31 protein-coding genes are annotated in these 24,389 nt (G+C 39.7%); 23 read left to right on the top strand and 8 right to left on the bottom strand.

What is annotated here, in order from left to right:
* Positions 1-33: 33 nt before the first annotated feature.
* Both dnaQ and HQQ94_RS13705 read left to right on the top strand, forming a co-directional pair.
* Positions 34-762: a DNA polymerase III subunit epsilon gene (gene dnaQ, locus HQQ94_RS13710; RefSeq protein ID WP_173294949.1), complete on the top strand. Its 729-nt coding sequence runs from the start codon at positions 34-36 to the stop codon at positions 760-762.
* A gap of 10 nt (positions 763-772) precedes the next feature.
* Positions 773-2,083, top strand: coding sequence for a TIGR03503 family protein (locus HQQ94_RS13705; protein WP_173294948.1), 1,311 nt, complete (start codon positions 773-775; stop codon positions 2,081-2,083).
* A gap of 107 nt (positions 2,084-2,190) precedes the next feature.
* Here the strand turns inward: HQQ94_RS13705 and HQQ94_RS13700 are convergent, their stop codons facing one another.
* A complete protein-coding gene (locus HQQ94_RS13700; RefSeq protein WP_173294947.1) occupies positions 2,191-2,928 on the bottom strand; it encodes an ABC transporter substrate-binding protein in 738 nt (245 codons plus the stop codon).
* A gap of 99 nt (positions 2,929-3,027) precedes the next feature.
* Here HQQ94_RS13700 and HQQ94_RS13695 point away from each other — a divergent pair, with 99 nt between their 5' ends.
* Complete coding sequence (locus tag HQQ94_RS13695; RefSeq protein ID WP_173294946.1) at positions 3,028-3,336, top strand: hypothetical protein; 309 nt, start codon at positions 3,028-3,030, stop codon at positions 3,334-3,336.
* Positions 3,337-3,340: 4 nt separating this feature from the next.
* On the opposite strand, the gene HQQ94_RS13690 is transcribed toward HQQ94_RS13695, so the two are convergent.
* Positions 3,341-3,781 carry a phosphate ABC transporter substrate-binding protein gene (locus HQQ94_RS13690; RefSeq protein ID WP_254304061.1) on the bottom strand — a complete coding sequence of 147 codons (441 nt, stop codon included), beginning with the start codon at positions 3,779-3,781 and terminating at the stop codon, positions 3,341-3,343.
* Between the two features lie 322 nt (positions 3,782-4,103).
* On the opposite strand from HQQ94_RS13690, the gene HQQ94_RS13685 reads away from it, so the two are divergent.
* The 13 genes from HQQ94_RS13685 to HQQ94_RS13625 are packed head-to-tail and all read left to right on the top strand — an operon-like array spanning position 4,104 to position 14,459.
* Entirely contained in the window at positions 4,104-4,700 is a 597-nt protein-coding gene (locus tag HQQ94_RS13685) for an LON peptidase substrate-binding domain-containing protein (RefSeq protein ID WP_173294945.1), read from the top strand.
* A 58-nt stretch (positions 4,701-4,758) separates the two neighbouring features.
* Positions 4,759-5,385 (top strand): sigma-70 family RNA polymerase sigma factor, encoded by a 627-nt coding sequence (locus HQQ94_RS13680; RefSeq protein ID WP_173294944.1) that lies wholly within the window; start codon positions 4,759-4,761, stop codon positions 5,383-5,385.
* Entirely contained in the window at positions 5,378-6,100 is a 723-nt protein-coding gene (locus HQQ94_RS13675; protein WP_173294943.1) for a ChrR family anti-sigma-E factor, read from the top strand. The genes HQQ94_RS13680 and HQQ94_RS13675 overlap by 8 nt, the downstream gene beginning before the upstream one ends.
* Positions 6,101-6,117: 17 nt before the next feature.
* Positions 6,118-7,062, top strand: a complete 945-nt coding sequence (locus HQQ94_RS13670; protein ID WP_173294942.1) for a DUF523 and DUF1722 domain-containing protein — start codon at positions 6,118-6,120, stop codon at positions 7,060-7,062.
* Positions 7,062-8,507, top strand: a complete 1,446-nt coding sequence (phrB, locus tag HQQ94_RS13665; protein WP_173294941.1) for a deoxyribodipyrimidine photo-lyase — start codon at positions 7,062-7,064, stop codon at positions 8,505-8,507. The genes HQQ94_RS13670 and phrB overlap by 1 nt, the downstream gene beginning before the upstream one ends.
* Before the next feature lie 10 nt (positions 8,508-8,517).
* Positions 8,518-8,949, top strand: a complete 432-nt coding sequence (locus HQQ94_RS13660; protein WP_173294940.1) for a nuclear transport factor 2 family protein — start codon at positions 8,518-8,520, stop codon at positions 8,947-8,949.
* Positions 8,946-9,662 (top strand): SDR family NAD(P)-dependent oxidoreductase, encoded by a 717-nt coding sequence (locus tag HQQ94_RS13655; RefSeq protein ID WP_173294939.1) that lies wholly within the window; start codon positions 8,946-8,948, stop codon positions 9,660-9,662. Before HQQ94_RS13660 ends, HQQ94_RS13655 begins: the two co-directional genes overlap by 4 nt.
* A gap of 6 nt (positions 9,663-9,668) precedes the next feature.
* Entirely contained in the window at positions 9,669-10,922 is a 1,254-nt protein-coding gene (locus tag HQQ94_RS13650; protein WP_173294938.1) for an NAD(P)/FAD-dependent oxidoreductase, read from the top strand.
* Positions 10,919-11,638, top strand: a complete 720-nt coding sequence (locus HQQ94_RS13645; protein ID WP_173294937.1) for a DUF1365 domain-containing protein — start codon at positions 10,919-10,921, stop codon at positions 11,636-11,638. Before HQQ94_RS13650 ends, HQQ94_RS13645 begins: the two co-directional genes overlap by 4 nt.
* Before the next feature lie 41 nt (positions 11,639-11,679).
* Positions 11,680-12,942: a cyclopropane-fatty-acyl-phospholipid synthase family protein gene (locus HQQ94_RS13640; RefSeq protein WP_173294936.1), complete on the top strand. Its 1,263-nt coding sequence runs from the start codon at positions 11,680-11,682 to the stop codon at positions 12,940-12,942.
* Positions 12,920-13,429: a DUF2878 domain-containing protein gene (locus tag HQQ94_RS13635; protein WP_173294935.1), complete on the top strand. Its 510-nt coding sequence runs from the start codon at positions 12,920-12,922 to the stop codon at positions 13,427-13,429. Before HQQ94_RS13640 ends, HQQ94_RS13635 begins: the two co-directional genes overlap by 23 nt.
* Positions 13,429-13,938, top strand: a complete 510-nt coding sequence (locus HQQ94_RS13630; protein ID WP_173294934.1) for a chalcone isomerase family protein — start codon at positions 13,429-13,431, stop codon at positions 13,936-13,938. The genes HQQ94_RS13635 and HQQ94_RS13630 overlap by 1 nt, the downstream gene beginning before the upstream one ends.
* Positions 13,935-14,459 (top strand): DUF3833 domain-containing protein, encoded by a 525-nt coding sequence (locus HQQ94_RS13625; protein ID WP_173294933.1) that lies wholly within the window; start codon positions 13,935-13,937, stop codon positions 14,457-14,459. The genes HQQ94_RS13630 and HQQ94_RS13625 overlap by 4 nt, the downstream gene beginning before the upstream one ends.
* A 73-nt stretch (positions 14,460-14,532) precedes the next feature.
* Here the strand turns inward: HQQ94_RS13625 and HQQ94_RS13620 are convergent, their stop codons facing one another.
* The gene (locus tag HQQ94_RS13620; protein WP_173294932.1) at positions 14,533-15,117 is read right to left on the bottom strand and encodes a VOC family protein; all 585 of its coding nucleotides are present in this window, start codon (positions 15,115-15,117) and stop codon (positions 14,533-14,535) included.
* Between the two features lie 86 nt (positions 15,118-15,203).
* A complete protein-coding gene (locus HQQ94_RS13615) occupies positions 15,204-15,743 on the bottom strand; it encodes a murein L,D-transpeptidase family protein (protein ID WP_173294931.1) in 540 nt (179 codons plus the stop codon).
* A gap of 151 nt (positions 15,744-15,894) precedes the next feature.
* Here HQQ94_RS13615 and HQQ94_RS13610 point away from each other — a divergent pair, with 151 nt between their 5' ends.
* Positions 15,895-16,734, top strand: coding sequence for an ion transporter (locus HQQ94_RS13610; RefSeq protein ID WP_173296645.1), 840 nt, complete (start codon positions 15,895-15,897; stop codon positions 16,732-16,734).
* 35 nt (positions 16,735-16,769) lie between these two features.
* Positions 16,770-18,269, top strand: a complete 1,500-nt coding sequence (locus tag HQQ94_RS13605; RefSeq protein ID WP_173294930.1) for an MATE family efflux transporter — start codon at positions 16,770-16,772, stop codon at positions 18,267-18,269.
* A 119-nt stretch (positions 18,270-18,388) separates the two neighbouring features.
* On the opposite strand, the gene HQQ94_RS13600 is transcribed toward HQQ94_RS13605, so the two are convergent.
* Together HQQ94_RS13600 and HQQ94_RS13595 are read right to left on the bottom strand one after the other, a co-directional pair.
* Positions 18,389-18,613, bottom strand: a complete 225-nt coding sequence (locus HQQ94_RS13600; RefSeq protein WP_254304060.1) for a DUF2986 domain-containing protein — start codon at positions 18,611-18,613, stop codon at positions 18,389-18,391.
* A gap of 177 nt (positions 18,614-18,790) precedes the next feature.
* Complete coding sequence (locus HQQ94_RS13595) at positions 18,791-19,198, bottom strand: hypothetical protein (protein ID WP_173294929.1); 408 nt, start codon at positions 19,196-19,198, stop codon at positions 18,791-18,793.
* Between the two features lie 326 nt (positions 19,199-19,524).
* Between HQQ94_RS13595 and HQQ94_RS13590 the strand changes: the two genes are divergently transcribed.
* The 4 genes from HQQ94_RS13590 to HQQ94_RS13575 are packed head-to-tail and all read left to right on the top strand — an operon-like array spanning position 19,525 to position 21,855.
* Entirely contained in the window at positions 19,525-20,259 is a 735-nt protein-coding gene (locus HQQ94_RS13590; RefSeq protein WP_173294928.1) for a DUF1538 domain-containing protein, read from the top strand.
* Entirely contained in the window at positions 20,259-21,050 is a 792-nt protein-coding gene (locus HQQ94_RS13585; protein WP_173294927.1) for a DUF1538 domain-containing protein, read from the top strand. The genes HQQ94_RS13590 and HQQ94_RS13585 overlap by 1 nt, the downstream gene beginning before the upstream one ends.
* Before the next feature lie 53 nt (positions 21,051-21,103).
* Positions 21,104-21,454 carry a P-II family nitrogen regulator gene (locus HQQ94_RS13580; RefSeq protein WP_173294926.1) on the top strand — a complete coding sequence of 117 codons (351 nt, stop codon included), beginning with the start codon at positions 21,104-21,106 and terminating at the stop codon, positions 21,452-21,454.
* Positions 21,451-21,855: a CBS domain-containing protein gene (locus tag HQQ94_RS13575; RefSeq protein ID WP_173294925.1), complete on the top strand. Its 405-nt coding sequence runs from the start codon at positions 21,451-21,453 to the stop codon at positions 21,853-21,855. The genes HQQ94_RS13580 and HQQ94_RS13575 overlap by 4 nt, the downstream gene beginning before the upstream one ends.
* Positions 21,856-21,909: 54 nt before the next feature.
* Here HQQ94_RS13575 and HQQ94_RS13570 read toward each other — a convergent pair whose 3' ends face one another.
* On the bottom strand, positions 21,910-22,266 hold the full coding sequence (locus HQQ94_RS13570) for a glutathione S-transferase N-terminal domain-containing protein (RefSeq protein ID WP_173294924.1): 357 nt from the start codon (positions 22,264-22,266) through the stop codon (positions 21,910-21,912).
* 398 nt (positions 22,267-22,664) lie between these two features.
* On the opposite strand from HQQ94_RS13570, the gene HQQ94_RS13565 reads away from it, so the two are divergent.
* Positions 22,665-23,678, top strand: a complete 1,014-nt coding sequence (locus tag HQQ94_RS13565) for a 2Fe-2S iron-sulfur cluster-binding protein (RefSeq protein ID WP_173294923.1) — start codon at positions 22,665-22,667, stop codon at positions 23,676-23,678.
* Between the two features lie 10 nt (positions 23,679-23,688).
* Here HQQ94_RS13565 and HQQ94_RS13560 read toward each other — a convergent pair whose 3' ends face one another.
* Positions 23,689-24,066, bottom strand: a complete 378-nt coding sequence (locus tag HQQ94_RS13560; RefSeq protein ID WP_173294922.1) for a VOC family protein — start codon at positions 24,064-24,066, stop codon at positions 23,689-23,691.
* Positions 24,067-24,389 lie beyond the last annotated feature (323 nt).

Raw genomic sequence — 24,389 nt, 5'->3', positions numbered from 1 at the left:
ATACCCAAAAACTTATTAAGTGCTATTAATCTTATGAATATTGTATCAAGTGCAAAACGTCAAATCATTCTCGATACCGAAACCACAGGCATGAATCAAGGCGTGGGTGCTATTTATCTGGGTCACCGTATTATTGAAATTGGTTGTGTTGAGGTGATCGATAGACGATTAACTGGGCGGCATTATCACGAATATATCAATCCCCAGCAACTCATTGATGCTGAAGCAATTGAAGTGCACGGTATTACGAATGAGTTCGTTGCTGATAAACCTAAATTTGCTGAAATATCACATCATTTTATTGATTTTATTGATGGTGCTGAAGTGGTGGCTCACAATGCTAATTTCGACGTTAGTTTTATGGACCATGAGTTTTCACTGCTTAGGCCAAGTGGACCTAAGACTGCTGACATCTGCTCTATTTTAGATACATTGGCTATCGCCAAGTATTTACATCCAGGTCAGAAAAATAATCTCGATGCGTTATGTAAACGATATGGTATCGATAATTCTCGTCGAGACCTCCATGGCGCTTTACTTGATGCTGAGATATTGGCAGATGTTTACCTGATGATGACAGGTGGGCAGACTAAGTTTAATCTCTCAAATGAAAAAGAGGGAAGTGAGGCTGGAGGGATCATACGTTTAAGTAAAAATCGCGGTAAACTTAAAGTGATCGGCGCAACGGCCGATGAATTAATTAAGCATGAAGAAAGATTAGATTTAGTGGCAAAATCAGGACAGTGTATTTGGCGAGGATAAACGTCACCTTATGATATTTTTTAAGTTTAGTTACCACTTATGTGGCTTCATTATTGTGACTGCTCTATCTTATAGCGGGCTCGTGTTAGCAGATATTGTGCCTGCGCAACAGGCAGGTGAATTAAAGAATCGTTTTCGAATCGATCATCTGGTTGACAGTATGACGTTAATTGTACAACGTCAGTTTGGCAGTGGTGCCGTGATCATTGTATTACCAGATGGAAGTAAGTTATTTTCAAAACGTCATCCTGACAATGTCGTATGGATAGACGGATTGAGCGGTGATATTATTACCATTAACGATCCTTTACCCGGCCCTTGGCAGCTGATTGGTCATGTTGTTGAAGGTTCGATCATTAAAAAAGTGTCTGAATTAGGGATATGGGTGGAAGAGTTGCCCCAACCTCTTTATCAAGGTGAGCGGTTAAAAGTCACCGCTCACTTGTTAGCTGACAAACAAAGACTCAGAATGCCAGGGTTAGATTATCTTTTTAATTGGACGGCAAAATTTACCAGTGGTCATCAAGCTGGAGATGAAAATTTTACCGCAGGAACTCGAGTGGTTGGCACGTATAAAGATAACGGTGAAGGTTTAGATGAACGCCCTGATGATGGCGTATTTACCAGTACAATAACGCTTAACCATCCTTGGGGTCAGTATCATTTATCTGTGAAGGCAGATAATGATGTCTTTGAGCGTGAAGTGACTTATCCATTTGTTTTATCCCCCATGCCAATTGATATTGCCGTTATTGAACCAGACGATCCTCTTCATGAGCCTTGGACATTATTGATACAAGCTAAATTAGATCATGTTGTGTTAAACGAAACCTATTTAGATCTTGAATTAGTGGGTCCAGCGGGTTTACAGTTACCCTTAGTCATCCGGGGGTTGTCAGAAGCTGAAACCGAATTAACTTTGCCTAAGGTGACTGATTTTGGTAGTTATCGTATAAAAGGGACGGCAGTGAGCACCTTAGTATCAGGGAGGGAAGTTGTCCTCACTTTACCCGAACACTTTTTTAATTTGATAGAGCCGCCGGTGCCACCACCTTCAGCTGAAGAATTGGCAGCGGTTGCTGCAAAAAAAGCGGCTATTGAAGAAAAGAAAGCGAAAGAACAAGCTGTTTTCTGGATTATTACCGTCAATATTAGTTTACTTTTCTTTGGTAGTTTAGCTTTGCTAATTTGGCGAAAGTATAGCAATTTAAAAGAAGCATTAGCGGCAACCCAATTGCGTTTAGAGCGTGAAAAATTAGCACAAGAAGATACTAGCGTAGAATTAGATGAAATAGATTTGACGATGCCAGAAGATGAGTAAGGTAACCTTAACTGGCGTTTTTTTATCAAATGAGTAAATATTTTTGCTTATTTAGTCTATCAGCTTGTGTTCATTTACGAGTGTTAGACATTAATGAATTAAGAGTATTATTCTTCATGAGTGCCAATAAGCTGTTTTGCTTTGATAAAATACTGATCAAATATACCTTCAGCTTTCATTCGACGAAATACTTGAGCCAATTTAGGTGCAAGCTCATGGTGATTTTTATGCAGGTAACCATAGATGCTAGTGTCTTCTAGCTGGTTTAGTATTTTGATATTAGCACCAACAAATTCAGGAGCGGTTAATAGTTCAGCAAGAAGTTGCTCTGTTTCGATATAGATATCAATTCGACCACGCAGTAATTTACGCAGTGACTCACTTGGACTTGATGAATGACTTAATCTGTCTGGTGTGACGTATTGAGTCAGCCTATCATGGATAAGATGGGAACCGCGGTAATATTCTATTTTATATTGACTGTTTTTAATATCGTTCCAAGAGTGAATTTCAATTGATGAATTGTGTGTATAAGCTCTGATACTAGACACAAATATCGGCTCAGCGATACGGATTAAATTGATGTGTTCTGCGTCGTAGTTTACCACTCTTCCTCCTTCACCATCTACTCGCCCTAAATCAGACATCCTGCTTGCCCTAATGGCGGGAAGAATGACGTATTCAAAATCGATATTAAGACGAGAAAATGCCTCGATGTAAATCAACTCTGTCCATTTAGCATGAATATTGGTGTTTGGATCGACAATAAATGCAAAGGTCATTTTTCGACTGGCAGCATCTGTTGTGATGAGGATAAGAAGGCAAAAAAGAACCATTAAGTTCATGCTTTGACTGATTTTATACATATTTATATAGTTAATTCAATAAGGTAAGGATTCATTAAGTGTAGACTAAATAATATAGTGACTCATGAGGGGAGGTTTATGTTAGATCACTTTTTATGTTCAAATACATCTGCTGTTATGTGTGATGCAGGTACCGTATTTATGTGGGTTGAATGCATACTGAAATATTCTCCAAGTAGTCCTTGGTCATTATCTCATTTTTTTGATGCACCATATGATAAAAATCCGCAGTTAACATTTCATCATGTGTTTGACCTTAATATAAAAGCGTCATCGACTATTCCGATAATTTTAGCTGCGGATATTGCCCCATCATTACTGCGTCTAATCTCACCTTTTTATATCGTAAATAGCACGAACAGAGGTGTTGTTATCATTGCACTCTAATTATCTAGAATTTTGCGACGACTTTAACTGCATCTGTTGCCAAAGATGCATCAATGTAGCCAATAGAATCTGGATTACTTGAAATGGATGAGATCACTTCGCCTGCTGAAGCCATTTCTTGAGGTGGTGTTCCTTTACCAGTAAATATGATTTTAGACCAATAGGCTTTGATTTGAGAATTAGATTTATCCATGACTTTTTGATTAAATTCTGTCATCACAGGATCTGAGTTATTGACGCTTAGCACGATAGCCGTTTTACCATTAGAAAAAGATTTTTGCTTCCCGAGAAATATTTTTTTTATAGTAGACGCATCAAAATCTGATGCGTTACTTGGATGTACAATAACAGCTACTTCCGCAACAGCTAGGTTAACAGTGAGTAAGCTTGCAAGTGATAAACTAAGTATTACTAACATTTTTATATATTTAAACAAATTTAACATATCTTATTCCTAGGTGTGTTATTGATACAAATTTAAGAATAGATAGAGGTCTAATAAATGCAAGTTTTTATTCTAATTAAGATTTTTCTATTATGTTCTACACTTCCAAACAAATCGATTCATTTTGGACTCATGTAACAGTGGAACTGTTTTTCAAACTGAGATAAACAGCCAAATGGCAGATAAGTTGTTATCTGGTTTTATGCCAAGATCCTAGCCAATTGTTGAGCTAAAGCACTACACTGTGAAGTGATCCACATGAGGGATTGAATCGTATCTAATCCACTTGTGTGTTTTGCGCAAGCTTAATGTGGAAGATGTTATGTTAACTCAAGTAGGGCAATGTATAGAGCGTTTACCTGTAATGCCTTTGCCATTGGTATTACTGCCTGGCGGGATCCAGAGATTAAAAATTTATGAACCAAAGTCTATCTCTATGGTTAAGAGTGCGATTAAAGGGCGGGGGTTTGTCGTTAGCACTGTTACACCTGATGCACCCTATCATAGTTCACCTTGGGGAGTGTGGGTGAAAGTTATCGATTTCAATCTGACTAAAGACAATATTTTACTCATCGATATTCAAGGAATCAGTATGGTTGAATTCACTGATTTAACTAGAGAAGATTCAGGTGCGTTAAGTACGAACTCCACACTTTGTAAGCTTTGGGGCTACCGTGAGATGGGGCCTGATATTTCGCTATTGGTGGAACACCTACGTGATATTTTTAAGCAAAACTCAAGTTTGAATAAATTGTATAAAAAGACACATTTTTACGATGTTAACTGGGTTTTTTCAAGATACATAGAACTTTTACCCTTATCTTTGAGTGACAAAGAAAAATTTATATTTGATTATAGTTTTGACCAAATTGAAGGTTTTTTACATACTCTAGTTCAAGGTCCAATCAGACATCATTGATCCTTTTTGATTTTTGTAACGTATAACCCACTTAACTACCGATAAGTGAGTATGTTATATGCCTAATAATGAGGGGATCGCCAACTTTGTTGAGGTCAATAAAATTATTTCTACACACACAGAAGAACCGCTACATACTGAGCTTTCTTCATTGCTTATGCTCGTAGGTACTCATCGTGACAAGCGCGCATTTACGGACATTTTTACTTTTTTTTCGCCTAAAATTAAGTACTTTGGTATAAAACAGCTCAATAGCGATACGCTTGCTGCGGAACTGGTGCAAGAAACCTTATCTAGGGTATGGAATAAGGCACATCTGTATGATGCCAGTAAGGGAGCTGCAACGACTTGGGTATACAGCATCATGAGAAATGCATCGTTTGATATGCTGAGAAAAATCAAGGCTAAAAACGAACTTTTGTTAGGTGATGATATATGGCCTATTGAGACGAAAGAGCACAGTGAAAGTGAGGTTTATGCCGATCATCTGATGGAACGTCAAATGGTTGCTTATGTAGACAGATTACCCCAAGCACAACAATTGGTGGTGAAAGGGGTATATTTTCAGGAGTTATCTCAAGAACAACTGGCTAAACAACTGGGGATCCCAATTGGTACCGTCAAGTCTAGATTAAGATTAGCACTGGCTAAATTGAAAGAGCAGGTTGGAGGAACATATGATTAAATTACACCCTAAAGGATCGCTTTTATCATCGTTTGTCGAAGGCTCCCTTCCTGCATCCTTGTCCATTGTTATCGCCAGCCATGTTGAAATGTGTCCTTTGTGTCAGCAAGAAATTGAGCATCTCACAGAGCAAGCTGCGAATGTGTATTTTGGGCATGTACCATTGAAACCTATGGTAGGTGGAGACGCAGGTTTTATCGATGGTGATATCAATATGATGCATGTTGACGATGAGCTTGACAGTGAACAATTGATGATGCTGAAGGCCATAACTGAAACATTACCAGATGATGTTCAACATAATACTTCCATTGCTAAAGAGAAAGAAATTGAAGTGTCGGGTGTTAAGTTTACACTTCCAAGAGCATTACAGTCCGTTGAAAGAAAGTCATTTCAAGGGTTAGGAAAACTGTCTCGTTCACGATTAACTATTGAAGATGGCAATCTTAGAACCAGTCTTTTATACATTGATAAGGGAGGTTGTGTGCCCACCCATACACACAAAGGGTTTGAGGTAACCTTGTTACTTCAAGGGTGTTTTGAAGATGAGATGGGCACGTACCATGAAGGGGATTTTATTTGGCTAGATGGTGAGCATACTCATCAACCCGTGACCAAAACAGGCTGCATTTGCTTGACTGTTTCAAGTGATGCCATTCACTTTACTCAAGGAGTAAGTCAGCTACTTAATCCTATAGGCCAGTTTATTTATTGATTTTAAGGTGAAAAGTAATGGATAAAAAATTAATAATAGGGATAAGCGCATGCGTGCTTGGCGAGAAGGTTCGTTATGATTCAGGACATAAGCGTTCAACTTTTTGCACTCAAGATTTATCAGAATTTGCTAATTTTAAAGCATTTTGCCCTGAAGTCGCCATCGGCTTACCGATCCCTCGTCCGACTATTCGTCAAATCATTAAGGATAATATTATTACCGTGTCTCGTCCTGATGGAACGGGTGATGTATCTGATGCACTGACTGATTATGGGAAAAAAATAGGGGATCAATTAGATCAGTTTAGTGGTTTTATTTTTTGTGCTAAAAGCCCAAGTTGTGGCATGGAAAGAGTTAAGGTTCATCATCACCACGGTAAAGGCTCAGACGCCAATGGCGTTGGTTTTTTTGCGCAAGAAGTGATGAAAGCAAATCCCTTGTTGCCTGTTGAAGAGAATGGTCGACTCAATGATACTGTGATCCGTGAAAATTTTATGACGCGTGTTTTTACCTATCAAAAATGGCTGAATTTGAAAGGCAGTGGTTTGACAAAACATAAGCTGATTCAATTTCACAGTGAGCATAAGTATTTGGTCATGAGTCACCATATTGAGAGCTATCGTCAGTTGGGGCAATTACTTGGTGGCAGCGATGTAGAACTTGGAGTCATGGCGGAGCAGTATATTAGTGGTTTGATGATAGCACTTAAGCATAAGGCATCACGTAAAAGTCATACCAATACGCTACACCATCTTCAAGGTTACTTTACCAAACAACTGGATCATGCCAAACGTCAAGAGTTAACCGAACACATTGATGCTTACCGCAAAGGGTTAACACCACTGCTAGTGCCATTAACCTTGATTAAGCATTACTTGATTGAATTTCCAAATGATTATCTACAGCAGCAGGTCTATTTAAATCCGCATCCACAAGAACTGAAGTTAAGGTACGGCTATTAATGACTTTGCTCTGGATACGAAGGGATCTGCGTTGTTTCGATAATCCTGCATTATCGCAAGCGGTAGCTAATGGTTGCCAGTATGCGCTATACATTTCTACACCTGAGCAGTGGCAGAACCACAATGAATCACCGATTAAGTTGGATTTTATTCGTAGGCACTTGCATCAAATGGCAACGGATATGAGTCAATACGGGATGACATTGCTCCATCTCAGCGCCACTAATTTTGCAGCGCAAGGGACATGTTTGCTCAATTTCTGTCGTGAACATAAAATCCAGCAGGTGTTGGCCAATTCTGAGCCTGAGTGTAATGAGCAGTTAAGAGATAAGGCATTACTTGAGAGTGGATTGAACATTAAGTTTTTTGATTGTGATGTCATAGCCCCAAGGGGCAGAATACTTAATCAGTCTGGTGAAATGTTTAAGGTGTTTACTCCGTTTAAAAAAGCTTGGCTTAAACACATGCGTGAGTTTGGTGCAGAGTGTATTGGCAGGCCAGAGAAAATCGGTATTATGAATCAAACACCTATGATGGCATGTGAAGATGATTTACCATTGTTCAATGCATCATTAAGTCCTTTTTTGCTGACAGATGAAACCCTGGTTCAAGGGGGAACAATCTCATCACACTGGCCTTTAGCAGACAAGGTGATGGAAAAAATAGTTCCACGTTTTCTCAATGATAAAGTGGTTGAGTATTCAGCGCAAAGGGATTTTCCGGCAATAAAAGGTACCTCTGGTTTATCGCCTTATCTAGCGATTGGTGCGTTGAGTGCGAGGACGCTTTATCAGCAGCTTTTACATCGTTATCCTCAGTTGATAGAAGAGGTGAATCACCCAGCATTTGCCTGGCTTAATGAATTGATTTGGCGTGATTTCTATAAGCATCTCCTGTTTCATTACCCTCGATTATCTAAACGTAGCCCATTTCAACAAAAGTATGAAAACACACCATGGCCTGGTAAAGGAGCTGATTTCGATGCTTGGTCAAAAGGTCAAACGGGTTACCCGTTAGTCGATGCCGCCATGAGACAACTCATCACAACAGGGTGGATGCATAATCGGTTACGTATGGTCGTTGCCAGCTTTTTAACCAAGCACTTGTTAGTCGATTGGCGATTAGGTGAGCAATTTTTTATGTCACATTTAATTGATGGTGATTTTTCGGCGAATAACGGTGGGTGGCAATGGGCTGCGAGTACAGGTTGTGATGCTCAACCTTATTTTAGAGTGTTTAATCCCATTCTTCAGAGTCAAAAGTTTGATCCAAATGGAGATTTCATTCGTAAGTATCTTCCTGAGTTGGCAGATGTTCCGAACAAATATATTCATTTACCCCATGAATATATGGCGCAGCAGGGTTTATCACAGCATTACTGGCCACCCTTGGTCGAGCATAAAACCGCCAGGCTCAGGGCTATCGAATTTTACAAAGCGCAATAGAGGATAGGCTATGGTTCACCCGTTATGGCTTCAAAATTTTATCTCGATTTATAGTGAGTTAGGTATAGATAACTTATCATCACTGCATAAAATATATCATCAAAATATTGAATTTAGGGATCCGCTGCATCAAGTTTATGGGATTGACGACATGTTATGTTATTTCGATTCTCTGTACACCAACTTGAATAGCTGCGTTTTTAATATTGATAATGTGTTTGCTAATGATAATCAAGCTGCCATTTATTGGACGATGACTTTTTGTCATCCTACGTTGAATCAAGGGGGGGAAATTATCGTTGAAGGTCACTCTTATCTGGTTGAGCAAGACAATAAAGTGATCATACATCGTGACTATTTTGATGTTGGTAGCATGCTATATGAACATATCCCACTCTTAGGCTTGGCGGTTAAGGCTGTTAAAAGACGAGCAGCTAAATGAGCACTGTTATGATAACTGGGGCTTCATCTGGGATTGGTAAAGCCTTAGCAGAACATTATGTGCAACTTGGTTGGCAAGTGATTGCCTGTGGCCGCGATAAAGTCAGGCTGACAGCGTTAGCTTCATCCAGTTCATTAATCACAACACTTGCCTTTGATATGACAGATAAACAGCAAGTTCAAGCCATTGAATTAGCATTGCCTGCTCTAGATTTACTTATTTTTAATGCCGGTGATTGTCAATATATTGATGATGTTTTGGATTTTAATGCCGAGCGTTTTGAGCGCGTTATTCAAACAAACTTGATTTCAGTTGCTTATGGGCTTCAGTATTGGCTTAAGCATGTCAATCAAGGTGGCAGAGTGGTGTTTGTCAGTTCTAGTGCCGAATTGTTAGCTCTGCCAAGGGCTGAGGCATACGGTGCATCCAAAGCGGCCTTATCCTATCTTGGAGAGTCGTTGAGCATCGATTTGGCTCAACATAATATTCACGTCAGTATTGTGCGGCCTGGATTTGTGGCGACTCCTTTAACGGCAAAAAATAATTTTCCCATGCCCATGAAAATAACCAGTGAGCAGGCTGCAGTCAAAATAGTTCAAGGGATTAATAAAGGAAAACATCATATTGATTTTCCCTCTCACTTTACTTGCATAATGAAAATATTGTCTTGTTTACCTTTTACACTTTGGCGTCGACTCGCTGTAAGGATGTAATGTCTCATGAAAAAAATTGCCATTATTGGTTCCGGAATATCGGGATTAACTTGTGCTTATCTATTAGATAAAACTCACACTGTGACAGTATTTGAAAAAAATGATTACGTGGGTGGCCATACAGCAACAGTTGATATTGAATATGAAGCAGAAAATTATCAAATAGATACTGGTTTTATTGTGTTTAACGATAGAACTTATCCTCGTTTTAATACATTGTTGCAACACTTGGGAGTTGAGAGACAAGCGACGGAAATGAGCTTTAGTGTGCATCATCGAGGCTCTGGTTTTGAATATAATGGCCATGGTATTAATGCTTTATTTGCTCAACGCCGAAATATCCTCAAACCAAAATTTTGGCGATTAATTTTTGATATTATAAGGTTCAATAATACATGTAAGGCGCTCTATGAGTCTGATGAAATTCCTGCTGAATTGACACTGGGTGAGTTTATTGAGCAGCATCATTTTTCTGAATTTTTTAGTCAGCACTATATTTTACCTATGGGGGCGGCCATCTGGTCGACGAGTTTAGCTAAGATGAAAGATTTTGAATTGACATTTTTTATTCAATTTTTCTATCATCATGGCTTATTAAATATTGTTGATAGGCCTCAGTGGTATGTGGTGTCAGGAGGGTCTCGCAGTTACGTTAAAAAACTCACCGAACAATTAACGCAGCAAGTTGTGCTACAGGCCAGTATTTCAGGGATCACTCGTCGTCATCAACAAGTACAGATCCATTTTGACGATGGCAGAGTTGAAGTGTTTGACGAGGTGATTTTAGCGTGTCATTCCGATCAAGCTTTAGCCCTGTTAAGGGACCCTTCTGATGACGAAATTCGCGTACTGTCTGGTATTCCTTATCAAAGTAATGAAGTGGTATTGCACACGGATCACACCTTGCTACCGGCACGAAAACTCGCGTGGGCAAGTTGGAATTACATGCTTGATGACAAACAAGAATCACCAAGTTGTGTGACCTACAATATGAATATATTACAGGGAATAAAATCAGACACTGTATTTTGTGTGACATTAAATCAAACCTCCTACATCAATCCTGAAAAAATTATCCGACGGTTCGAATATGATCACCCAGTATTAGCGAGCGATACTGTCAATGCTCAGAAGCAACGAGACGTGATTTGTGGCCAACAACATACTCATTTTGCAGGTGCTTATTGGTATAACGGTTTTCACGAAGACGGAGTGCACAGTGCATTAGATGTGACCGAGCGATTTGGAGTGAGTTTATGAACAGTGGGATTTACCATGGGAAAATTTATCACCGTAGGCAGGGTAAATTTGAACATGAGTTTACCTATCCCATCTACATGATGGCGATTGATATTGATGAGCAGCAACAAGTGCTGACTAAAAGCCATATTTTTGGTGGTAATTGGTTCAATCCTATTCGTTTTTGTGAAAAAGATTACATTCGTAGTGAACCACTGGTGCTTAAGCAACGTATTGTTAATAAAGTTGAGAGTTTAGGTGGTAAACCTTGTACAGGTCGAATATTAATGCTGGTTCAATGTCGTTGTTTTGGGATTTATTTTAGCCCAATAAACTTCTACTTTTGTTATGACCAAGATGATATTTGTCAATACATGCTTGCTGAGGTCAGTAATACACCGTGGGATCAACGCCATTATTATCTGATTGAGATGGGAGGCAGTATGATCACTGACAAAGCGTTTCATGTGTCTCCGTTTATGGAGATGGATATGTGTTACCACTGGTACATTACGCCACCGCAGGATAAGGCTTTTGTGCGGATTGAAAATCATAAAGAAGGCAAACAGTTTGAAGCCAGTTTGGCGTTACATAAACGAGCAATCAATCGGAAAAATTTGCTTAACACTTGGTTAAGTTTGCCTGTCATGAGTGTCAAAATTGTATTTGGGATTTATTGGCAAGCGTTAAAGTTAGTTTTGAAAAAAATTCCTTTTATCAGTCATCCTCAAGGATGAAATAAACACACGACATATTGAATGCATGACAGAGGTCAATAATGGAAAGCACACAAAAAGAGATCTCCTTGGTTAAGACGAGTTGGCTGAACGACAAATATCGTTTATTGGTACATAAATTGTTGTCTCGCCTTGAAGGGGGGCATATTGAGCTCGAAGAAGCTGGGAATAGGATGAGTTTTGGTGATATTCACGCCAATTTAACCTGTAAAATAGTCGTTTTGGATGAGCATTTTTATACCTCACTGATCCAAGATGGCAGCATTGGTGGTGCTGAGAGTTATATTGCCCATCATTGGACCTGCAGTAATTTAACCGCATTAATTCAGATCATGGCAAGAAATCAGAGCCAATTAGATGAATTAGACAATAAGACCCAGTGGTTGAGTAGAATAAAACATCAATTTTTGCGCTTGAAAAATGCCAACACAGAACAAGGGTCGAAGAAAAACATCTTGGCTCACTATGATATAGGGAATGATCTTTATCAAAGCTTTCTCGATCCAGAGATGCTTTATTCCTGCGCCATTTATAATGACAAAGCATGGGATTTGGATGCCGCCCAGTTAAATAAAATGGAGCAGATTTGTCAAAAGTTAGCATTGAAACCCGAAGATCACTTGTTAGAAATTGGTACGGGGTGGGGAGGATTGGCAATTCATGCTGTCCGTCATTATGGCTGTAAAGTCACAACAACGACCATTTCAGATGAGCAATATGCCTACACTAAAAACCGGGTTGAGGCTTTAGGGCTATCAGATCAGGTCACTTTACTTAAATCGGATTATCGTTTACTCGAAGGTCAATATAGCAAACTGGTATCAATAGAGATGATAGAGGCTGTAGGGCATGAATATCTTGGCGGTTTTTTTCGGATCTGTAGCAATTTACTCAAACCTGATGGCAAGATGTTGATACAAGCCATTACCATTGCAGATCAACGTTATGACAAGTATCGCAGTGGTGTCGATTTTATTCAAAAATATATTTTCCCTGGTGGATGCTTACCTTCGGTATCTGTGATGGCATCACACTTATCGGAGCAAACTGATATGGTGCTTGATCGCTTAGATGATATTGGTGTGCATTATGCCCGCACATTACACCATTGGCGAGAACGCTTCGAAGCTCAGTGGTTAATGTTGTCATCTCTAGGCTATAGTGAATCCTTTAGGCGTCTCTGGCTGTTTTATTTCGCTTATTGTGAAGGGGCATTTATTGAAAGAGTCATCAGTACTCATCATTTAGTCGCCAGAAAGCCTGCTTATCTTGGAGAGCAGCATGAAGCGATTTTGGCTTATTAATCTTGTTTTATTTCAGTTGTGTTGGTTTATATCGGCCTATTTTACAGCGGTGGCATTGCCTGCTTTAGCCTTGATAATCATGATACATTTTCTCCTCTCCCCCACGCCTAAAGGGGACGGTAGATTATTGTTATTGGTGCCGTTGGGCATTGCCGTCGATAAGGTTTTAATAGACCTTAATCTGTTGTCAATGCAAGACAATGCTTTTCCTATTTGGCTAGGATTACTCTGGTGCATCTTTATCATCAGTTTTAATCACAGTTTGAAATGGCTAATGAGTTTACATCTCCTCTTGATAGCCTTGATAGGGGCCATTGCAGGTCCTATGAGTTACCGACTCGGCGTAGAGATGGGAGCATTAACATTTGGGTGGAGTAATGCCAATGCCTTGCTCACGTTATCACTTGTTTGGTGTGTATTATTACCTATTTTAGCAGTGTGCTTTCGCTATGTGGTGAGAACAGAGTTAACGAAAAGAGGCGTGTGATGAAAATACCCATGTTATGTTTTTTACTGATGAGTTATGCACTCAATGCGAACCCTTTACCTCAAATGACTAAGTTAGGTGAAGGTGAAATGCGCTATCTTTTTTGGACCTTGTACCGAGCAGAGCTGTATGTCGATGCGTCACCCTACCAGCAAGATCATTATCCTAAGTTACTTAAGATTGAATATTTTAAGAATATTAGTCAAGCAGACTTACTTAATGCTACCAAAGAGCAGTGGCAGCATATAGGTATCGATGAACGTTTAATTACCGATTGGCTAGAACAGCTTAATCGCATCTGGCCAAATATTAATGAAGGTGATCAATTGATTATTTATGTCGATGATGAAAGACGCAGTACCTTCTATTCAGGGGGGCATGACTTACCTGATCAGGAACTAGGGGTGATTAACGACGATAATTTTGGTCCGGCATTTTTAGATATTTGGTTGTCAGAAAAGACCTCTGAGCCTCAGCTGAGAATGAAGTTATTGGGAGAGCGAGAATGAAATATATAGTACTTAGTCTATTAACCTTACTTTTGTCAGCTTGCAGTACTGCGACTTTAGATGATTATGAAGCAACAACTCCTGAGCTGCATTTAGATCATTTTTTTAATGGGGAACTGGTTGCTTACGGGATTGTGTTTGATCGCTCCGGTAAAATGTTACGTCGATTTAAGGCCGATATAGATGCACAATGGGAGGGCAAGTTAGGGACGATTAGCGAACAGTTTGTGTTTAATGATGGTGAACGAACAACTCGTGTTTGGCAACTGACTAAGGAAAATGATCATCAATACATTGGAGAAGCAGGGGATGTTATCGGAATAGCTGAAGGGGAAACCCGTGGCTCAGTACTTTTTTGGCGATATGATATGGACATTAACGTCGATGGGGTGAACTATCAGGTAACTTTAGATGATTGGATGTACCTTTTTGATGAGAAAAGGTTGTTTAATAAAACAGATATCACCAAATTCGGTATTAAGGTTGGAGAGATTATCCTCTATATCGAGAAGCGAGATTAACCTCTGTGTGGATTATTTTACCCTTGATAGCGAACCATTATTTGAACATTCGCAAAGGGTAAGTCGTTAATGATTACTTCATTGGTGATTGAACTTCCGAGTTAATGACTTGCTTTATCCCATATGGGTGAAGTTTAATGCAGATATTGCCCTTTTTAAAGGCAATGGTTGGGTTTGCAAGGCGTTCATGTTCACCAGAAGGTGAGCTGAGTTTTACTTTTATATCGGTGCTATTTTCAATAATGTGAGCTAAATGCGGCACCTTTTCAATCAATATTTGTGCTAACGTATCACAGCTGGTGGCCTGGCAAGGCAATACAAGTTCAATATGTTCCCACCCTTCAACAGGATAATGTTTATTGCTGGGGTAGGGGAGCTCAATGCAATCGATGTTGAGGTTGCCTAATCGCAAAGGAGTGTTCAGTTCGATAATTAAAATCGGTCGGCCATTGATGATATTGTTTGATATAATGGTCCCCTTACTGCAGAACTCATCCCTCAGTGCATCGGCAACGGCAGTGGTATTGACCCTTAGCGCGACGTGATCGCATTCAAGCCCTAAATCTGCTAAGCCAAGTTCTTCTAAAAATTGGCGAATATTACGAGAAAAATCTGGCCAAGAAGTTAATAAGCGAGTGTGGGACAGTAATTCAGTCATAATCTTGTTCTTTTTATTAGGTAAAAGTCAGCGATAACTGACCTATCTTAAGGTATAGAAAAGCAGGGGAGCACAGGTAAAATTTTTTACGGCCAAATTTCAATGGGAGTGCCTGTGCTAATAGCGCCCCAAAGTTCATCCATCTGTTGATTGGTTATTGCAATACAGCCATCTGTCCAATTGTATTGCTGTGTTTCTCTTGCTGAGTGAGATGAGTTAGGGCTCTGACCATGGATCATAATTTGTCCCCCAGGGTTAATGCCTAATGCATTGGCTCTGAGCTGATCTTCATCGTTAGGGTAAGAGATGTGTATTGCGCGATAATACGCGCTATCATATTTTTTATAGTCTAAGGTATATCGTCCTTCTGGGGTACGTTGATCACCTTCTTCCAATTTGTGTCCTTTAGGCCTATCTCCTAATGCAATACGGTACTGGCGCATGATTTTTCCATTGCGCATGAGCACCATTTTTGAGGTTGATTTAGTGACCACAACTAGATCGATACCGTTTAAGGTCGATATTGATGAGCCAATTGGATCACTTTGCTTTGAAGTGGCACTATAACTCGGCTCACAAAGGCTTAGATAAAGGATAGAAACGAGCAGAAAAGTTAATTTATGCATGTGATCTTTTAATAAACGGTTAGCATGTGTGAGTATAATACCTTAATTATGGTGCTTAAATCGAATTTAACCTAATGTCAAAAGCTCGCATTGGAATTACGCTCTATATAGTGGCAAAATGTGGGTTCTAGTCGATGAACAGTGGTTTTTAATGCAACAAGATAGTCAAGTCAATCGCAAGGAGTGTATAAAGTTCGAACTCAGAAGGGTTATATTTGGTACTGACACACGTTTAGGTCGCTATTTTGATATTAGTTTAATTGTTTGTATTATTTTGAGTGTCAGCTTAGTCTTTCTTGATACACTCGCTTCCATACATCGCCAATATGGTGAATTGATAGGGGCTTTAGAGTGGTGTTTTACCCTCATATTTACCTTAGAGTATTTACTTCGGCTCTATTGCTCTGCTCAGCCTATTCGGTATGTCAGAAGTTTCTATGGTGTCGTGGATCTATTGTCTATTTTACCAGGTTATTTGGTACTATTCTTCCCTGGCGCGAATTTTACTCTCGTTATCCGAATTTTAAGATTATTTCGGATCTTCCGAGTATTTAAATTGTTACGCTATCTCAGTGAAGGCAACGTGTTGCTTAGAGCAATGTTGCAATCGGGACGTAAGGTTTTTATTTTCTTTTTCTCCGTTAGTTTAATTGTAATGGTATTGAGTGCGATAATGTATGTTGTCGAAGGACCTGAGAGTGGTTTTAGCTCTATTCCTAAGTCAGTTTATTGGACGATAGTGACGATTACTACTGTTGGGTATGGTGATATCACTCCACAGACTAGTTTAGGACAGGCTATTGCAGCTTTTACTATGTTGTTAGGCTATTCCATCATTGCCATTCCTACTGGCATTTTAACGGCGGAGATCTCACAAGAGATGGTGCGCAGCAAAGACATCAGACGGTGCCGTAATTGTTTGAAAATGGGTCATGAAAATGATGCAAAATACTGTGATAATTGTGGTGATAGCCTTGAAGCTGACCTATAAAAAGTAAAAATTAATCAATAACAACAAGGATAAAAATGACCACAGCTAAATTTGTTCAAGGTTCGATAATGCGTCATATTTTGGTGATGAGCTCAACCTCAGCCATTGGTATATCGGCACTGTTTGTGGTCGATTTGATTGATATTTTCTTTTTAAGCTTACTGGGTGAGCAAGAGTTAGCCGCAGCTGTCGGTTATGCGGGCAGTATCTCTTTTTTTACGACGTCTATTGGCATTGGTTTGTCTATAGCTTTAGGTGCATTAGTGTCAAGAGCGTTAGGTGCTAAAGAGGTCGATACTGCCAAAAGATTATTGCTAAACTGCGTTGTGGTAACCTTATTTATATCGCTTTTAGTGTCAGGTATTGTGAGTTATTTTATTCCTGAACTGTTGGCACTCGTAGGGGCCACTGGGCACACAGCTGAACTGGCATCTGACTACCTTTATATTTTGGTACCGTCATTGCCATTCATTTGTCTCGCCATGTCACTTGGTACTGCGTTAAGGGCTGTCGGGGATGCAAAACTCTCGATGATGTCGACATTGGCTGGTGGTGGGATTAATTTGGTGTTTGATCCTATTTTTATCTTTGCGCTGGGCATGGGGATCGAGGGAGCTGCTATTGCTTCTGTGCTGTCCAGATTGGGTGTATTACTCATTTCGGCTCGTGGCGTGATCGTTAAACACAAATTATTTGGCAAGTTTGATTTGGCAAATTTTAAAGCTGATCTCCAGCCTATTTTTGCCATTGCGGGGCCAGCCATGCTGACAAATGTAGCCACTCCGATTGGCAATGCTGTGGTTACGCGAGCGATTGCTGATTTTGGCGATGGATACGTTGCTGGGTGGGCAGTACTGGGACGTTTAACGCCTGTTTGTTTTGGGATGATTTTTGCTTTATCTGGTGCGATAGGACCTATTATTGGACAGAATTATGGTGCCCATGAATTTAGCCGTGTTCGAGAAAGCTTAACCAAAGCACTGCAGTTTTGTGCTGGGTATATAATCACTGTTTCATTGTTACTCATGTTACTGCAAGAGCAAATCGTCTCAATGTTCGACATGAAGGGAGACAGTGCTGAATTAATTAGATTTTTTTGTACTTATATTGCTTTTTTCTTTGTATTTTCTGGTGCGTTATTTGTTGCTAATGCGTCCTTTAATAATTTAGGTAAGGCTAAATACTCTACTTTTTTCAACGTGGGTAAGGCGACGATAGGCACAATACCTTTTGTCTATTTTGGTGCTCAATGGGGTGGAGTTTATGGGGTGTTACTTGGACAAGTGATTGGGACCATTATTTTTGCTATTTTTGGTGTTTATGCCGCCTTTCGATTGGTTGAAAAAGTGAGGGTGAACACTTTACAAGCGAGATTAGATGCAGATGTTAATGATGATCCATTCGATCTTGAGTTGAGCCCAACCAGCCCTAATCCACTTTCTTCTTCATGTGTCCAAATGGCTCAAATAACCGAAGAGCAAGATTGTGAAGCAAGTAATGAAGTGTCTCATATTTTTAAGACGACTGATAAATAAACTAATGTTACATGTGATAGTAAAGAAGCCATAAAAACGGTGTATTCGCTTTAGCGATATAGGTTATTTTTATGGCTATCATAGTGGTGAAATTAAATACAACGAAAAACAGTGCGGTATTATTTCTCTTCTTCACTATTTGGTGTTTCTACGTCTAGAATAACGTGTTCGTTATCAATGTTCTCATTAGATGCATTCAATGCCGCTTGAGCTTGCTCTTGAGCTAATGCTTTGGCACGATCGCCTTTAGAGACATACGTTTTGATTGTAGGAGCTGTATGTTTGTTCAGGCGTGCTTTAGCACGTTTCGCCGTCATCTTGATCATTTTTTGTTTTCTGTTCATAAACTCTCTACCCAACCCAAGTACTGTATAAATCTGCCGATATTGATCACCAGATCGTAAACTGGCACGGATTTTAACTCAATCCCACACTTCAAGCCATAAAATATGGATTTTCTTATTTAGTGGATAAATTGCAGTGGCAGAGCCAGTGATTTTTTAGCCGCTTTTGTGTGAAAACTAATTCTTATCATCTTCTGTGGCGCCTTCGTTACATTCGCCACGGATCTCAGCCCTTCCGACTTCAATGATACGACTGAGTTCCATAAAACCTTCTAGGCAAAAACCAGTCATCGCCAACGTTTTTGAAAGGCCTAACTCTATCTGTTGAGTCCAGTCGGTAAGATCTGGTTGCTTATTGCGTTCCGATGATTGGAGCGTATGATGCCGAGAAGGCGATTCAATATGGGGATCATATAAAGTGGCAAGTTGAGCTTTATAGGTAAAAAGCTTAATGCCATCTCCTTTTATTTTGGTGCTAAATTTGTCTTTTACGCGAAGGTCGAAATCATTTGGATCAGTTTTTTTACTGGTGCAAGCGGTCATCAATGTCAGTGAAAGTAAAATGGCTATTTGATAGTTCAGCATAGTATATCTTATGGTGTTGTCAGTAATCTCAATCGTTCATCGTTAGCGATATGAACTTCGGTGTTTATACGACGAAATGATTAAGTTGATGATTGTAGCATAACTCATTTTCAACGAGCATGATTATACGGTTTCTTTTACACTCGACAGGCAGCTTAAATATGTTGTCATAAACTTGATCGTGCTCAATTTTTTACCAAACTATCAGGGTTAATCGTTGCTATTTATTTCCTTAATGGCACACTGAATATGTTCCGCTCAGTGTGCCATGATACACAGTGCGAATAAGCTGAATTTTTTAGTTTGATTATTTACATGGAGCCTTAATGGCAGCGTTTGGTAAACTACTTCACTCTTTGCTATCGAGTTTTAAAGATCTTGTTCCTATCATATTGGTAGTGAGCTTCTTTGAGATCTTTATTTTACAGCAAGCTCCTACCGATTTACTCTCAATTTTGATTGGGCTTGTTTTTATTATATTTGGTTTGAGTTTCTTTGTATTTGGACTTGAAATGGGGTTGTTTCCTATTGGTGAATCTCTTGCTCAAGCGCTGGCTCGTAAAGGCAGTATTTTTTGGTTGGTATTATTCTCATTTTCGCTTGGCTTTGGTACGACATTGGCTGAGCCTGCATTAACGGCAGTGGCGAATCAAGCGGCTCAAGTTGCAGCTGAGGGAGGCATGATTAACACAGGTCAAGCATCAATGGATCATTATGCCATGGGGCTGAGGCTCACCGTGGCAATTGCGGTTGGTTTGGCAATCTTATTAGGTGTGGTGAGGATCTTAAAAGGTTGGCCTATTCACTATTTAATCATTGGTGGATATGTCACAGTCATGATCCTGACGTGTTTTGCGCCTGAGAGCATCATTGGTATTGCTTATGACTCCGGTGGGGTGACAACATCGACGATCACCGTGCCTTTAGTCACGGCGCTCGGAATAGGGTTATCCAGTGTGATTAAAGGAAGAAATCCTATGCTTGATGGGTTTGGGTTGATTGCATTTGCGAGTCTAACACCAATGATTTTCGTATTAGTTTACGGCATGTGGGTATTTTAATGGAGATGTTGACCTTGTTGCTTGATACCTTCTTGCTAACGGTAAGGGATGTTATCCCAATTGCTGTTATTTTGTTTGGTTTTCAGCTAGGTGTACTCAGACAACCTATTGTTAATTGGCGTAAAGTAGTATTAGGTTTTGTTTATGTCATTGTTGGCTTATCACTGTTCTTAGTCGGACTTGAATTGGCTCTTTTTCCGATTGGCGAGAGCATGGCGGAGCAACTCACAAGTGTTGAGTTTATTCATCCTAATCTTGAGCACAATGAGGTGATTGTTTGGCAAGATTATATGTGGGTGTATGTATTTGCCGCTGCTATTGGTTTTAGTACGACGATTGCAGAGCCATCGTTAATCGCGGTGGCGATTAAAGCCAATGAGGTCTCTGCTGGTGCGATTGGTGTTCAGGGATTACGCATATCAGTGGCAATTGGTGTCTCCTTTGGTATTGCTTTGGGCTGCTTTAGAATCGTGGTTGGTGATCCGATCCATTATTATATTATGGCTGGGTATATCATTGTTGTTATTCAAACCATCTATGCGCCAAAAGTGATTATTGCCCTTGCATATGATTCTGGTGGTGTGACCACATCGACGGTAACAGTGCCCTTAGTGGCGGCGTTGGGTTTGGGATTAGCAACGAATGTTGAAGGCCGTGATCCGTTAATTGATGGATTTGGTTTGATCGCTTTTGCGAGTTTGTTTCCTATTATCAGTGTGATGGGGTACGCGCAAATGGTTGCTGTGTTCAATAAAAGACGGGCTATCAGGGAGCAAAATAAAACATCTTGATCTGGTTTTGCTATTTATAAAAACGAATATTAATAAATTATGAGGAGTTAAAGATGCGCTTTAAACTCATTATTGCCTTTACAGATGATGGCACGACAAATCGTATTGTAGATGCGGCAAGGAAGGCGGGTGCGACAGGGGCAACAGTGATCAACCATGCTAGAGGTGAGGGGATTGAAAAAAAGAGAACCTTTATGGGACTGACACTCGATGTTCAACGAGATGTGGTGCTTTTTTTAGTTGAAGAGCATAAGAGCCGTATTATTCTCGAGACGATAAATAGAGTCGGGAAGTTTGATATTAATCCAGGACAAGGGATCGCAATACAGATAGATGTTGAAGATGCCGTTGGTGTAGCACACCAAGTGAAAGAAATATGTAAAGATATAGAGGATGAGATATGAGTCAGCGTGAAGTGGTTCGAAACTCTGATGTGATGACCAATAAATTTGCTATGGTTGATGGTCTTCATACTGTCGCTGATGCCGTTAGGTATGCCATTGAGCAGGATGTAAAAGTGTTGTTTGTGAATAAGCGCCATGAAAACGATGAATTTGGTATTGTGTTAATGAGTGACATAGCCAAACAAATACTGGCAAAAAATAAGGCGCCTGAGCGGGTGAACATTTATGAAATTATGCTAAAACCTGTTTTTTCGGTTAATGCTAAGATGGATGTACGTTATTGTGCGCGTTTATTTGAACGATTTGGGATCTCAAAAGCCCCTGTTATTGAGAATGGTGAGATTTTGGGGTTAGTGAGTTATCAGGATCTGGTACTAAAAGGTATGATGCCCAAGTGTTAATTGTTGATTTCTGAAATAAAAAGCGACCAGTGATTAGCGGCCGCTTCTTTTTATTTATGCAAAGCGCTTATCAAGATAATCAATAATATCTGAAGATTCATACATCCAACGAGTGTCACCATTTTCTTCAATCCGTAGGCATGGAACTTTGGCATACCCACCTTGATCCAATAATGTGTCTTTATGGGGTGCTTGCTTGGCATCTAGGAGCACAATGTTTAAACCTTGTTTGCGCATAGAACGCCTCACTTTTACACAAAATGGACACGCTTTATATTGATATAAGGCTAAATATTGAGTGGCCGCATCGACGGTCGTTTGTTCACCTTGAGGACGTTTGCGCTTTTTGGGCGTGAAAATAAAATTGAGCAGTAAGATAAGACGACCTAAAAACCAACGAATAATAAACATGCAATACCTCTGGTATAATCAAAATCCGCCAGAGTGTAACTCATGTCAGCACAAGATCACATCCTTATGTAAGTCGCTAAGGCCAATCTCTATTTTTTGGATGAGGTTTATGCGCCATTAATGCTGACGTTAATGGCTAAGTTGTATCATATAAAAGTTAATAATCTCTATATTAATGAGTTAAGTGAGTAAATAGTATGGTACTTAAGAGTGAGAACCTATGATAGATTTTGCTTAAATTTATCGCTTTTTGAGTCCGATCGCACATACTTAGTTAATTGTTTAGCTGTATCTTAGAGTTTAAATTTTAGCGAGTGAAAAAGGACATAAGTAATGTTAAACAATAAGATACGTTGATAGGTTGCATTGATATTCTAAAAAAATTGGATAAAATTACTATGACGCAATTTTATTTTGATGAGCAAACGATACAGTCTGTTGAAGGTGAAACAATACTCGATGCATTAATTAGGCAAGGGCACTCTGTAAGCTACTCCTGTAAAAAAGGAGCATGTAAAACCTGCTTAGTTCAGCATATTGATGGTGTTCTTCCTGACGACGCACAAAAGGGATTAACCACCGAGCTAAAATCAGATGCGTATATTTGTGCATGTCAATGTCAGCCCACACCAGAGTTAAAGTTGAAGTCAATTTTAGTTCAAAACCTATTTACCACTGGGCACATCTCGATGAAACAGTATTTGTCTGAGTCTGTCGTCAAAATTTTAATTGAACCCAGTGAAGAGATACCTCATAGCGCAGGACAACATATTAACTTACGTCGTTTTGATGGGCTGACACGAAGCTACGCGATTACGAATGATCCACATTCACCAGTCATTGAGTTGCATATACGCAGAAAATACAATGGCCAATTTAGCGATTGGTTATTTAATCATGCCAGTGTGGGGGAAACGCTTTTAATGCAAGGACCTTGGGGGGACAGTTGCTACAAGGCTGAATATAAAAATGACAGTTTGATATTAATCGGTGCTGGTACCGGATTAGGACCAGTGTATGGCATAGTGAAAGAGGCATTATTTCAAGGGCATAAGGGAAGAATATACCTATATCATGGGGTTAAAAATATCGCGGATCTTTATTATCATAATGCGTTATCTCATTTGATGTTAGCACATAAAAATGTCGCTTATTTCGCCTGTGTCGACAATGTGCATGAGGGAAAGTTGCGATCTAAGAGGATTAAGACTGGCGATCCATTCGACGTGGCGATGAGTCGGCATCAATTAGGAAATCAGACGACATCATCGGGTTATTCACAACGGGTTTTCTTGTGCGCTGAGCCCAGCTTCGTGACCAAAGGGCCGCAACAACTATATGTTTATGGGGCGCCACTTGAGAGGATCCATGCGCTTGCTTATGGTTATAAATACTTAAGCATGACTCGTTAACCTAATATTGCTATTTTTTATAAGTTATCGCTGCGATGATAGCGCCTTGAGGATCTTTTATCCAACAGAGTCGGCCGACTTGAGGAATATCTTCCGGCCCATAGAGAATTTCAGCGCCTAATGATCTGGCCTTCATTGCAACGTCATCAACATTGGCGACCGTTACATAGCCAGTCCAATGACTTTCTTGTTGGGGACATGGGTTTGGTGCGATCCCGCCAATATCCACGCCATCGTTTTCAATAATATGGTAAGGGCCGTGTGGCATCTGCATTGTTTTAAATGTCCAACCAAATATTTCGCCATAGAAATTAAATGCATCCTGACAAGAATTAGAGGTTAATTCGTGCCAACCTAATGCTCCACGTGGGCTATTTGGGGCTTGCATACTTATCTCCTTAATGACCCATCATGGTTATGTTGGTGGTCAATAGTGATTGTGTTATTTTCGAATTAAGTGTGACTGTCTTTGTTTGAATTAAAGTGTAGACCAGCTTTTCAGAGATTAAAAATATTAAATTTACCGATTTTTTTTAATAATAGGCAACATTCTTTTGGGTTCTAAGATGATGTAAAATTTATATTTTTTTATAGTCTACTGACAAAATAAGCGTGTTAGCCGATGAAGCATAGGGGGATGACTGTTTTTGTTGGTTAGCATGAAGACGATCTCTGCATGAATGGGTAAAAGCTAATATCACTATGATATAA

The sequence above is a fragment of the Shewanella sp. VB17 genome, from assembly GCF_013248905.1.
Lineage (GTDB): Bacteria > Pseudomonadota > Gammaproteobacteria > Enterobacterales > Shewanellaceae > Shewanella.
Note: the sequence above shows the minus strand (reverse complement) of the source record. Positions and strands in the feature narration are given on the sequence as shown.

Bases quoted from the DNA above. Each gene is read 5' to 3' on its own strand.
- HQQ94_RS13705 (WP_173294948.1), top strand. From the start codon at position 773: ATGATATTTTTTAAGTTTAGTTACCACTTATGTGGCTTCATTATTGTG.
- HQQ94_RS13610 (WP_173296645.1), top strand. From the start codon at position 15,895: ATGCAACAAGATAGTCAAGTCAATCGCAAGGAGTGTATAAAGTTCGAA.
- HQQ94_RS13565 (WP_173294923.1), top strand. From the start codon at position 22,665: ATGACGCAATTTTATTTTGATGAGCAAACGATACAGTCTGTTGAAGGT.
- HQQ94_RS13585 (WP_173294927.1), top strand. From the start codon at position 20,259: ATGGAGATGTTGACCTTGTTGCTTGATACCTTCTTGCTAACGGTAAGG.
- phrB (WP_173294941.1), top strand. From the start codon at position 7,062: ATGACTTTGCTCTGGATACGAAGGGATCTGCGTTGTTTCGATAATCCT.
- HQQ94_RS13660 (WP_173294940.1), top strand. From the start codon at position 8,518: ATGGTTCACCCGTTATGGCTTCAAAATTTTATCTCGATTTATAGTGAG.
- HQQ94_RS13685 (WP_173294945.1), top strand. From the start codon at position 4,104: ATGTTAACTCAAGTAGGGCAATGTATAGAGCGTTTACCTGTAATGCCT.
- HQQ94_RS13590 (WP_173294928.1), top strand. From the start codon at position 19,525: ATGGCAGCGTTTGGTAAACTACTTCACTCTTTGCTATCGAGTTTTAAA.
- HQQ94_RS13680 (WP_173294944.1), top strand. From the start codon at position 4,759: ATGCCTAATAATGAGGGGATCGCCAACTTTGTTGAGGTCAATAAAATT.
- HQQ94_RS13600 (WP_254304060.1), bottom strand. From the start codon at position 18,613: ATGAACAGAAAACAAAAAATGATCAAGATGACGGCGAAACGTGCTAAA.
- dnaQ (WP_173294949.1), top strand. From the start codon at position 34: ATGAATATTGTATCAAGTGCAAAACGTCAAATCATTCTCGATACCGAA.
- HQQ94_RS13595 (WP_173294929.1), bottom strand. From the start codon at position 19,198: ATGCTGAACTATCAAATAGCCATTTTACTTTCACTGACATTGATGACC.
- HQQ94_RS13605 (WP_173294930.1), top strand. From the start codon at position 16,770: ATGACCACAGCTAAATTTGTTCAAGGTTCGATAATGCGTCATATTTTG.
- HQQ94_RS13670 (WP_173294942.1), top strand. From the start codon at position 6,118: ATGGATAAAAAATTAATAATAGGGATAAGCGCATGCGTGCTTGGCGAG.
- HQQ94_RS13625 (WP_173294933.1), top strand. From the start codon at position 13,935: ATGAAATATATAGTACTTAGTCTATTAACCTTACTTTTGTCAGCTTGC.
- HQQ94_RS13650 (WP_173294938.1), top strand. From the start codon at position 9,669: ATGAAAAAAATTGCCATTATTGGTTCCGGAATATCGGGATTAACTTGT.
- HQQ94_RS13635 (WP_173294935.1), top strand. From the start codon at position 12,920: ATGAAGCGATTTTGGCTTATTAATCTTGTTTTATTTCAGTTGTGTTGG.
- HQQ94_RS13655 (WP_173294939.1), top strand. From the start codon at position 8,946: ATGAGCACTGTTATGATAACTGGGGCTTCATCTGGGATTGGTAAAGCC.
- HQQ94_RS13630 (WP_173294934.1), top strand. From the start codon at position 13,429: ATGAAAATACCCATGTTATGTTTTTTACTGATGAGTTATGCACTCAAT.
- HQQ94_RS13570 (WP_173294924.1), bottom strand. From the start codon at position 22,266: ATGTTTATTATTCGTTGGTTTTTAGGTCGTCTTATCTTACTGCTCAAT.
- HQQ94_RS13580 (WP_173294926.1), top strand. From the start codon at position 21,104: ATGCGCTTTAAACTCATTATTGCCTTTACAGATGATGGCACGACAAAT.
- HQQ94_RS13695 (WP_173294946.1), top strand. From the start codon at position 3,028: ATGTTAGATCACTTTTTATGTTCAAATACATCTGCTGTTATGTGTGAT.
- HQQ94_RS13690 (WP_254304061.1), bottom strand. From the start codon at position 3,781: ATGTTAAATTTGTTTAAATATATAAAAATGTTAGTAATACTTAGTTTA.
- HQQ94_RS13620 (WP_173294932.1), bottom strand. From the start codon at position 15,117: ATGACTGAATTACTGTCCCACACTCGCTTATTAACTTCTTGGCCAGAT.
- HQQ94_RS13645 (WP_173294937.1), top strand. From the start codon at position 10,919: ATGAACAGTGGGATTTACCATGGGAAAATTTATCACCGTAGGCAGGGT.
- HQQ94_RS13615 (WP_173294931.1), bottom strand. From the start codon at position 15,743: ATGCATAAATTAACTTTTCTGCTCGTTTCTATCCTTTATCTAAGCCTT.
- HQQ94_RS13700 (WP_173294947.1), bottom strand. From the start codon at position 2,928: ATGAACTTAATGGTTCTTTTTTGCCTTCTTATCCTCATCACAACAGAT.
- HQQ94_RS13575 (WP_173294925.1), top strand. From the start codon at position 21,451: ATGAGTCAGCGTGAAGTGGTTCGAAACTCTGATGTGATGACCAATAAA.
- HQQ94_RS13640 (WP_173294936.1), top strand. From the start codon at position 11,680: ATGGAAAGCACACAAAAAGAGATCTCCTTGGTTAAGACGAGTTGGCTG.
- HQQ94_RS13560 (WP_173294922.1), bottom strand. From the start codon at position 24,066: ATGCAAGCCCCAAATAGCCCACGTGGAGCATTAGGTTGGCACGAATTA.
- HQQ94_RS13675 (WP_173294943.1), top strand. From the start codon at position 5,378: ATGATTAAATTACACCCTAAAGGATCGCTTTTATCATCGTTTGTCGAA.